At 48.7% G+C, this 9099-nt stretch carries 7 protein-coding genes; 4 read left to right on the forward strand and 3 right to left on the reverse strand.

The features are described 5' to 3' along the window. From HOK28_07700 to HOK28_07710, 3 genes are all read left to right on the forward strand, one after another. The coding region (locus tag HOK28_07700) for a hypothetical protein (protein ID MBT6432956.1) at nt 1-164 on the forward strand (164 nt) is incomplete at its 5' end. A gap of 87 nt (nt 165-251) precedes the next feature. Further along, complete coding sequence (locus HOK28_07705) at nt 252-1025, forward strand: flagellar motor protein PomA (protein MBT6432957.1); 774 nt, start codon at nt 252-254, stop codon at nt 1023-1025. An 11-nt stretch (nt 1026-1036) separates the two neighbouring features. Beyond that, nucleotides 1037-1996 (forward strand): hypothetical protein, encoded by a 960-nt coding sequence (locus HOK28_07710; protein ID MBT6432958.1) that lies wholly within the window; start codon nt 1037-1039, stop codon nt 1994-1996. Between the two features lie 640 nt (nt 1997-2636). Here HOK28_07710 and HOK28_07715 read toward each other — a convergent pair. The 3 genes from HOK28_07715 to HOK28_07725 form a co-directional block, all read right to left on the reverse strand. Then, entirely contained in the window at nt 2637-4976 is a 2340-nt protein-coding gene (locus HOK28_07715; protein MBT6432959.1) for a GAF domain-containing protein, read from the reverse strand. Continuing rightward, the gene (locus HOK28_07720) at nt 4963-5832 is read right to left on the reverse strand and encodes a hypothetical protein (protein MBT6432960.1); all 870 of its coding nucleotides are present in this window, start codon (nt 5830-5832) and stop codon (nt 4963-4965) included. The genes HOK28_07715 and HOK28_07720 overlap by 14 nt, the downstream gene beginning before the upstream one ends. A 77-nt stretch (nt 5833-5909) precedes the next feature. Continuing rightward, nucleotides 5910-8450 (reverse strand): hypothetical protein, encoded by a 2541-nt coding sequence (locus HOK28_07725; GenBank protein MBT6432961.1) that lies wholly within the window; start codon nt 8448-8450, stop codon nt 5910-5912. Between the two features lie 204 nt (nt 8451-8654). Between HOK28_07725 and HOK28_07730 the strand changes: the two genes are divergently transcribed. Further along, on the forward strand, nt 8655-9099 hold a 445-nt coding region (locus tag HOK28_07730; GenBank protein ID MBT6432962.1), incomplete at its 3' end, for a GNAT family N-acetyltransferase.

Consider the following 9099-nt stretch of genomic DNA (forward strand, 5'->3'; position numbering starts at 1 on the left):
AACTCATGGATTTCTTAACCGAGGAGCCCGAAGCCAAGGACAATCCAGAGCAAGAGGAAAGCCCTCAAGCCACAGAAACATCGAAAGATACCGATAAGAAGAAAAAAACCAGAACCCGAACACGCAAGAAAAAGAAAAAGCGCTCACAGAAGAACAAGAAATAGAGATCTACTTCGATGACCTAACGTTTGATAACGTCGCGTGATCTGTGCAAAGATTTTTAAGACTAGAGAAAGGCTCGCCCAGAAAGTATGAAACCGGATTTCGCAACCATCATTGGATTTCTCGGCGGAGTTGGAATCGTCGGCCTCGCATTGACCCAAGGCGATGGCGGACTCATGCTTTTTGTGAACATTCCCTCCATATTAATCGTTTTGGTTGGAAGCCTTTTTATCGCCATGATGAAGTTTGGCGTCATGCAATTTATCGGGTCCATTAAGATTGCACTCAAGGCCTTCTTCTTTCAGGCTGAAAAACCCGAAGACCTCATCACCGTTTGTGTAGATCTTGCTGAAAAAGCTCGAAAGAACGGAATTGTGGCGCTCGAAGAGGAAGAAGTAGGGCATCCCTTTCTTCGAGATGCGCTCAAACAAGTCGTAGACAATGTTGATCCAGCTGTTCTCAAAAACGCCCTCATCACCGATATGTCTAAAACGGTTGAGCGGCACGAGACGGGTAAGAAAATTTTCGATGCCATCGGTGATGTTGGACCAGCGATGGGCATGATTGGAACGCTCATTGGTTTGGTGCAAATGCTTGCCAACATGTCGGATCCGTCCACAATTGGTCCATCGATGGCCGTCGCACTCCTAACCACTCTCTACGGTGCGATGCTTGGTACGATGGTGGCCTTACCTATCGCTGATAAGCTTGAACTGCGCTCTCAGGAAGAGCGTGACGCAAAAATGCTCCTCATCGATGCGGTCAGCGGTATTCAGCAAGGACTGCACCCACGAATCCTTCAACAAATCCTCATGGTGCACCTACCGGGTTCTCTTCGTACAGCGGATGAAGAGGATGAGTAGAGGTTTTCGAAATGAGCGATGAGGAAGCCAGAGGTAAGCCTCAGCCGGTGAAAACGGTCAAGTCCAGTCGCGACATCGTCGGCGTCATTCAAACGCTCCTGGTGGGTCATGCGCGAAAAACAGGCACACCACTCTCAGAGTCCGATATTACGCAGCTCCTCAGTGATCTCTGGTTGGATTTGGAAATCGCTCGCACACCAGCCGACGACCATGAGGCAAGGCAGAAACGAAGGGCTGCATTTCAGGCGAAGCTCAGCGAAGAGGCTGACGGAGACTTAGAGCGGATTAAAAACCGGTTGTTTCTAAAAGCTGCCGCCAAACCAAAGCGAGCAGGGGACAAAGACAGTGATCTCGGCTGGGATCCTTTCACACGTGTGTTGACCGCTCCATTCCTCCACCTCCTCGCCGACAAACGAGGCAATGGGCTTGAGAATGGAATGTTCTCTAGGCGGATTGTTCCAGGGCTTCTGAATGCCACGCGTCTTCTCGTGGGTGACGAGATGATTGAAACATGTCGACTTCGCTGCAACGAAACTCTCAACAGACTTCAAGAAACAGCGCTCGACCTAGATACCGATAAGTTTTGGCAAAAAGTCTATTTGGACCGCGCATCTAAGTCTGTTCGAGCAGAAATATTTTCCAAGCTGGTCATGCGTTTGGCCAAATACAAGCGGCGTAAAACATGGTTTTTAAGAGTCCTCAACGGAGAGCTTGCACTTACACAAGAAAGCGCCGCAAGCGATGCTGATTACGACTGGCAATTTCATGAAGGGCACTTCGTTCAATGGTTGGTGGCTGTCTTTGCAACCAGTAAGAATCCAAGAGAATACAAACCAACTATCCCGGCAACAGTGCAAAGAGACTATGGCCCCGAAGGCCTCCAGGTAGCGGAGCAAGTGCTTCGCAAAATTCATGAGGATTTTGAACGACAGCAAGAAGAAGGCGTTCAGACCGATCCAATGGCCATGTAGTCAATTCATCACACTTAATAAAAAAAAAAGAGTTTAAGTAGCCAAGGAAGATCGTCGTCGGTTTTGCCTAAAGCATCGCCAATATCATCGATGCGACACAAGAAATCATCCTCACAAAAACCTCGTCGCAAAATTCTCAATTTAAGAAAGACAAAGAAACACTTTCGTATTCGAAATATGCAACTCGCTTCAACAATACCAACAAAAGCAGATGCGAGCACATCCCCCCTAACCAGGCACAAACGCCGCGCCCTGATTTCACTCCACAAATTAGGCACTTAGACAACCACGGCCGCACAATGGAATGCCGATTTAAAAATCGTTCTGCGGCAACATTGAACAACCAGAAGAGAGAAATATTCCCAACTTAGGAAAACTCTAAAGGAATATAGATTTTTAAACCACAAAACGCAGAGCATTAACCGGAAGTTCTCATTTTGAGAAACTTTACTCTACTCAAAAGAGGGGGATTCATTGAAAAAACAAAGAAAAAACAAGGGAACAAAAACGATATCGCAGTTACATAAATACTTGCCGAAACGAGAGTGAGCCCATAAGCTCAGAGTAAGCGGTTGGCTACTGCAAATAAGATCACTATTACCGTCTCGGTTTTATGGCCGAGGCGGTAAACAAACACCATCTACTTCGTTTTCATGACCCAAACACCATTCCAGTCGTCACCTAGATCTTGATTCTTCAAGGTTTCGCATCGGTCTATATACATTTGAGAAACCTTATCGTTTCTATTATTTGCCAGCGCCTTTTCGAAGGCTGACGTCGCCTTTCCCCACTCACCCTTTCGGTAATGTTCAATTCCACTGTTGAATTGACTCACGACTTCCATCAAATTAGGGAACGTCTCTTCGGTATGAAAATCCAAGACTTCGTAGATGCTCACAGGCTCTGATTTACCTTTGACAATAACCTTATCGACCTCACGCATCCGGTAAGTTCCTTTAAGGCTCGCATAGGTGTATTCGCTGATAAGAATCTGCGCGCTGTAAGTCTTGCATGCGCTCTCAAGCCGCGCTGCTAAGTTCACGCCATCACCAATCATAGTATAATCCATACGCTTTGGTGACCCGATATTGCCGCTAATAACCATATCCGTATTGAGTCCGACACCCATTTCAATAGGCGCTTCACCCCGTAATTGGCGCACCTTATTCAAAGCGGCCAAGCGTTTAAACATATTAATGGCCGCACGCATGGCTCTGTCTTCGTCGTCCTCGTAAGATACCGGGACCCCGAAGCCCGCCATAATAGCGTCACCAATGAACTTATCGAGCATTCCACCTTCACCCTGAATGGCTTCCACCATGTCTGTGAAGTATTCGTTCAACATACTTACCGTACCGGCTGCACCCAACTGCTCAGTGATTGAAGTGAAGCTTCGAATATCCGAGAAGAGAATCGTAGCCTTAACCGACTTGCCACCCAATACATCTTCACCACCTGCGAGCATCTGCTCGGCCAACTGCGGATTCATATACCGTGACATCGTCGACTTAATACGTTTCTCGCTGCTGATGTCTTCCATCACCAACATCGTGCCGAGTGACTTACCCTCGGAGTTAAGAAGAGGGTTAATGTTGATGTTTATCGAAACTCTCTCCTTGTCGCATTGGATTTCGGCATCAACGATTGTCTCAGGCCTGTTCGATTCACGAACCTTTTTCACTCTCTCAACCATCCACGAATTTTCACCGACAAAGACGTCTGAGCATTGCTGGTTAAGTATATCTTCCGCGCGACGAATCTTGAGAATCTTCGCTCCGCCAAGGTTACAAGTTACGATTTTACCATCAACGTCCATGGTTAAGACGCCATTGCTCATACTTTCGAGCATACTCTCGTTGTAGTTTTTCATACTCTGAACGTCGTCAAAGAGCTTTGCGTTCTCTAGCGCAATCGAAATTTGCGCGGTAAATGCCTTGAGCCGACCCTCATCTTCGTCTGTAAACGCACCGCCGCGCTTATTTAGCATCTGAGTTACGCCAATGACTCGGCCTTGCTTGTTAACCAACGGCACACAGAGAATCGACCGCGTGAAATAACCGGTTTGCTTATCAAAGCTGGGGTTAAATCTAAGATCTGCGTAGGCGTAAGGTATATTCACTGTTCGAGCAGAGGAAAAAACCGTTCCGGCGATACCAACATGGTTCGGGAATCGTATCTGCTTTACCTCAAGACCTTGCCCGACTTCTGTATAGAGTTCGTTCGCTCTCTCATCATTTAAGAAGAGTGTGCCACGGTCGGCATCCAAAAGCCTCGTCGCTTCGCTCATCACCTTTTTAAGTAGGTGGGTCAGCTTAATCTCCGAAGTAATATCGGCCACGATGTCGAGGAACTGATTCTCCTCATCGCGCTTTTGCTGCATTCTTTCCATGGCCTGCATCGTCTTCAAGGCCAGAGCTGCCTGGTTCGCCATGGTCTCCAAGTAATGCTGATCCTCGAGGTCAAACATCCCACCCGTTTTATTGATAGCCTGCGCCACACCGATGACTTCATTTTTGACCGTTTGAATCGGCACGCAAAGAATATTCTCGGTTTTGTAGCCTGTCTTTTCATCAACCGAACAATCAAAACGCTCGTCATCATAAGCATTACTTACAAGCGCGCTGCGGCCTCTTGTAAAGACCCAGCCAGCGATCCCGACGTTGTTGATGATTCGAATTTCTCGGTGAAAATTTCCGACCAAAACACGAGAGTAAAGCTCACCCGTATGCTCATCATTCAAAAACAGAGTTCCTCTATCGGCCCTCGTTTCGGCAACAATGATCTCTAAGAACGTCTCCAAGGATTCCTGAGTAGAGCTGCAGGCTGCCATGCGTTGTGATATCTCAAGCAACATCTCGGCACGTTTGAGGCGAGCTTCGGCTTGAGACAGCTGAACACGAAGGCCACCTTTAGCCTTGGCCTTTGGATTTGCTTTTGACTTAGTCCCTTTGGGAGCTGGAACATTCTCAGGATCCTTCATGGGATGCCTCCAATTGTTTACGCAGTTCGCGAATTGCTTCTTCAAGATGCTTCACTTCTCTCCGATGGATATTACGCTCTTGCGTCAATGACTCGGAATAGTCGCTCCGCCAAGCCTCCAGCTCAACTCTTAGAGAGCGGACTGTGTCTTGTAGATCTCGTTCGTTTTTTCGATGGCCTTGATTCATTTCTTCGGTCGCAACATCACGCCTCACTACGATATGCTCTAACTCTCCGCGCAAGGCGACCACCGTTTCGACCAACATGCGGTGGTTCTTTTGGGCGACGGTCTGCTCTTGCTCCACTGCTAAATCCATTATGGACTTTAAGCGTTCAAGCTCATCTCGCAAGCTTCTGATGGTCAGCTCCAACTGACGAACCTCAGTTTGGGCCTTGGACCTCTGCTCTAGGAGCGCACGTGCATGCTCAGATGAACTCTTTTCTAGCTCGTCACGCAGAGTTTGAATGGTTTTCTGGAGTAATGAAACTTCGCTCGCGGTATGCGCTCGCTCAAGCTGAAGACTTTCTTGCGCTTCATAAGCAGCGTTCTCAAGCTGATCGCGAAGCTCAGTAATAGTCTGGGTAAGGAGGAAGCTGTCTCGACCCGCCTCATGCTTCACTTCTTCGAGACTGATACGGGATTCTGCTTCAGTGTCCTCAAGTTGGAGGCGGATACCGTGAATGGTCTCCTGAAGCTGTGATTTTTCCGCCTGGTAGGATTTGACTGCGCGGTCAACGACCTGATCGCGCCCCTCAAAAACTTCTTCCATTTGCCGGCGCATCGCAGTGATAATGACGCGCATTTCACGTAATTGAAGCTCGGTTTTTTCGCCAGTCGGCTCGTGCCCGTCGTTCATCCCAAAATCTCCCCGAATCCTAAGGCTACTTTATCTGCAGCAGCACTTAGGAGCCAGCGGATTGAGGCGACTTAGGCTTAATCGCGGGGGTTCAAATCACCCTCGGCAAGAATGTAATCCGATGTGTGTACAATTCGGCCATTCTCAAGGCCAATTGGAGCAGCATTCTCAGCTCCAACCAGGCTTCCCACATCTACCGCCGGTATTTCTACGGCAGTCACAACATCAGCCAATAAAACAGGCAGAAGGTGGGGCAACATCGACGATATCAAGGCTCCGAGTTCCGATGCCAGCGGAGAGTTATCCACTCGAGAGACTTCGACGAAAAGTTCCGGCTGCTCATCAAACTCAAGGATAATCTTGGTACCATCTACCGCTAAAGCCAGGCTGCCATCTACTCGAGCTGATACGGTGGCCTCAATGTTCATCGGGATATAGGGAATCTCTTCGCCTGCATCGCCGCTCATGCCTGCCATAAGAGCACCGGCATCCACACGCGTTTGTACAAGAATGTTCCCAAGCCCCATCATCATTCCCGTCTCACCGGTTCCTGGCATGACCACTGGAGGAGAAAGAACCTGAACAGTTGCCGCCTCAACGGCATCAGGAAGATTATCACCCATCTGCTCAACAACATCGATATTCATTGCCCCGCTGTACCAGGTGGCCCAAAACATCTGATTGATAAAATCATCACTGATGGCCAAGCCAAAATCTGACTGTGGGTCAAAGGTAGGTACGGAAGAACCTCTAAAGATAGCACCGCGAGCATCTTCAGGGATATTTTCACCGCGTACCGTTGGTACCAACTGCGCATCAAAAGCAATCATGCCGGCGCCTTGCATTGCCGCATCATCGCAGTCCGAATTCGAACCACAAAATTCAATTTGGCTAAACTGTGTGGCTACGCTCAATTGAGCTTCCATGGGAGCTGGTAAGCCTACGACAGACTGGGGTGCGAATTGACCTAAGGCTTCTTCAAGCATCGGCGCGATTTCATTTCTCACCTTGTCTTGAAGAATCGATTCCACTTCTGACTCAATGGTGCTTCGTGCCGCATTACTGATGGCATCACATGCAAAGTCGACCAGACCACAATCAACATCAACGCTCGTTCCAGAAAAGTCAGCGACAAAGTCATCCAATGCGATGGTTGGCTGACCGTCTACGTAAGAGACACCGAACGTTCCATCAATCAGGACACTCTGAATTCCAACATCTACTGTGGTTTCTACATCTGCCCAAGTTACATCAAAAAGCATGCAAGTTGATGCTGTGGCCCAAACCTCCAACGGAACCTGTATCGAATCGACGCTAAGCTGAAACTCGATGCCTCCGTCTACGATGTTCAATGAGTGAACCCACGGACCATCCATTGAAAGCTCGACGCTTGCATCACTGTTTCGGCTAAGAAGGTATGACGTGTCGGTATTTCCACCGTGGCAATTTGCAGAGTAGGGGTCTTCGGCCAAAACCGTACCAGCCGGAATCTCTGTATCAAGCTCAATGTTCATCGCCGCTGCCTGCGCAATGGATGCGAGGTCATTCAAAGTCTCTCGCTCGCCATCGTCCACAAAGGATTGAGATACCCGAGCCACAACGGCGTTGCTGATCATCGCATCCTCATTCACCTCAGTTACTGCGGGTAAATAGGCAGGACTTCGGTAGTAGGCATGAGCCACATAGGAAACATTGCCACATGAGTCTTCGCTGCTCGCACTCACAACCGACATTCCCCAGCGGCTTGTTTGCGATGTTTCAATCGTATGCTGGGCATCACCCGACGCAATGTCTTGATTCACACCATCAACCACGACCTTACGAACCGAACTCACACTATCCTCAGCAGCAACCCAAACTGAAACCTCAGCATCATCGTAGTCGCCAAGTCGAAGCATTTCGCCGCGAAGAGGAGCCAATATTTCTAGCTCAGGAGCCGTTTCATCCACGTGAATCGTTTGCGTGAACACTGCGGGCTCAACATTCGTGGCGGTCGAACCACTGAGCGCAATCGTTAAGTCAAACTCACCCTCAACGGAGAATTTGAAACCGCTTTCGAGGTCACCTGTCACACCCGTGTCTGGAATGAATTGAACATCGAGTGCTGGTCGCTCAATTTGATTACCAAATGAATCCAGGACTGTGACTGTTAAGGGAATCGCAACGTTTTGCAGCAGGCAATCGCTATCATCGGTATCTACATGCAGGGAAGCTGCCAAGCCGGGAATCACTTTAAGGTCGACACCGTCGCTATCAACAAACACACCGTTGGTGCTCGCGCAGGCCACATGCAAATCACCGGCTGCCTCAGGGTAAAGCGTTACTCGCTCATCCAAAACCTTTGTTTCGGTGTCCGCTGAATCCGTCACCAGCCCAACCGCGGGGCCAGAAACCCTCACACCCGATGCGTCGAGGTAATAACACTTAACATCAACACTACCGCCAGCTTCCACTTCAAGGCCTGGCGCAACCGTATGGATGGTTACCGGACCAGCGGAAACAGTATCGCCCGCTGCAGCCTCAGTTGGTGCGGCTGGACTTAAAGTTGAGCCTGGCTGTGCTGAGGTACATGCAACCAGTGCGAGTATTGTCGTGAGGCTGAAGAATGTAGATTTCATTGTTATTTCCCTGCTGAAAAAATCATATGGCTTTGGTTCAGATTCGGCAGGAAGAACGAGAAGTTGCTTAAAAAAGCGGCGGTAGAAGGAAAAATATGCAAACAGCCACCAAGATTACGGCGAAGAATTAACAAAGCAACACAGCGGGGGGCCTAAGCAGCTAATTTAATTGAACTTTAGGAGCACGAATGCAACAATAAAGTGATGAAATCCATTTCGATCACTCCCGAGCTCAAACTGCGTCATTTAACCGAAAATGATGCGCCTGAGGTCTTTGCACTCGTTGACCGCAACCGAGAACGGCTGCGTAGCTGGATGCCTTGGGTGGATGCTACACGGACCCAGCAAGACTCCTTGGCCTTTATTCAAAGCCGCATCAAAGACCAAAGCAGGGGAGACCATCAATTCGGAATCATTCACCATAAAAGGATAGCCGGACTCATCGGATTTGTTCGCTCCAACCCAGAACAAGGAAGCTCTATGCTGGGTTATTGGCTTGATGCACAAGAGGTAGGAAAAGGACTGATCACACGATCCACTGAAGCCCTTCTCAAATTAGGATTTACGAAACTTGGGTTGAAGAAAATAATAATCCGAGCTCAGCCAACCAATATAAGAAGCTGTGCTGTACCAGAGCGCCTGGGCTTCA

The organism is Deltaproteobacteria bacterium, assembly GCA_018668695.1.
Taxonomy (GTDB): domain Bacteria; phylum Myxococcota; class XYA12-FULL-58-9; order XYA12-FULL-58-9; family JABJBS01; genus JABJBS01.

Excerpts from the sequence above, each read along its gene's own strand:
- HOK28_07705 (MBT6432957.1), top strand. The coding sequence starts at position 252 with ATGAAACCGGATTTCGCAACCATCATTGGATTTCTCGGCGGAGTTGGA.
- HOK28_07710 (MBT6432958.1), top strand. The coding sequence starts at position 1,037 with ATGAGCGATGAGGAAGCCAGAGGTAAGCCTCAGCCGGTGAAAACGGTC.
- HOK28_07715 (MBT6432959.1), bottom strand. The coding sequence starts at position 4,976 with ATGAAGGATCCTGAGAATGTTCCAGCTCCCAAAGGGACTAAGTCAAAA.
- HOK28_07720 (MBT6432960.1), bottom strand. The coding sequence starts at position 5,832 with ATGAACGACGGGCACGAGCCGACTGGCGAAAAAACCGAGCTTCAATTA.
- HOK28_07725 (MBT6432961.1), bottom strand. The coding sequence starts at position 8,450 with ATGAAATCTACATTCTTCAGCCTCACGACAATACTCGCACTGGTTGCA.